Source organism: Blastomonas sp. UPD001 (assembly GCF_003426715.1).
Taxonomy (GTDB): Bacteria; Pseudomonadota; Alphaproteobacteria; order Sphingomonadales; family Sphingomonadaceae; genus Blastomonas.
In genome coordinates this window covers 2,659,388-2,659,970 of the sequence record NZ_QKVT01000001.1, presented here as the reverse complement: position 1 = coordinate 2,659,970, position 583 = coordinate 2,659,388, and the positions used below count along the sequence as shown (strand labels likewise).

1 protein-coding gene and 1 pseudogene are annotated in these 583 nt (G+C 72.4%); one reads left to right on the top strand and one right to left on the bottom strand.

The annotated features are described in order from the left end of the window. On the bottom strand, window positions 1-200 hold a 200-nt coding region (locus DM995_RS22400; protein ID WP_232824391.1), incomplete at its 3' end, for a hypothetical protein. Between the two features lie 18 nt (window positions 201-218). Between DM995_RS22400 and DM995_RS21890 the strand changes: the two are divergent. Beyond that, window positions 219-583 (top strand): annotated as a pseudogene (locus DM995_RS21890) (hypothetical protein); the annotation flags it as partial.

The following is a 583-nucleotide window of genomic DNA, read 5'->3' as shown; positions in this document are numbered from 1 at the left end:
GTCTCGCCCGATGCGGTGGCGATCGCGACGCCATCGGCGCGATTGTCGATGTCGGTCAGCGTCACGCCTAGGTGCAGCGCCCCGGGCTGCGCGCGTTCGAGCGCCTCGGCCAGGATCGCCACCAGATCGGCGCGGTCGGCATCCGCTCGGTGGTGCGCGAAGTTCTTTTCGGGCCGGACACGCCCCGATTTACCGGCCATGTCGCCTGGCGCGCGCTGGTGCGGATCGATCCTGCCGATCCCGCCGCGCCGCCGCCCGGCGTAGGGGCCTGGCTTGGCCCGCGCCGCCATGCGGTGACCTATCGCATCCGGCCCGACCTGGTGAACCTGGTCGCGGTCACCGAGCATTCCGACTGGCGCGAGGAGGGCTGGAACCTGCCCGGCGATGCCGACCGGCTGCGCGCCGATTTCGCCGGGTGGAATGCGCTTGCCCCCCTGCTCGCCCGGGTCGAGACCCCGCTGCGCTGGGCATTGTTCGACCGCAAGCCGATGCGCGCCTGGCACCGGAATCGCGCGCTGCTGATCGGCGATGCCTGCCACCCGATGCTGCCCTTTCTGGCGCAGGGCGCGGCGGGATCGGCAGG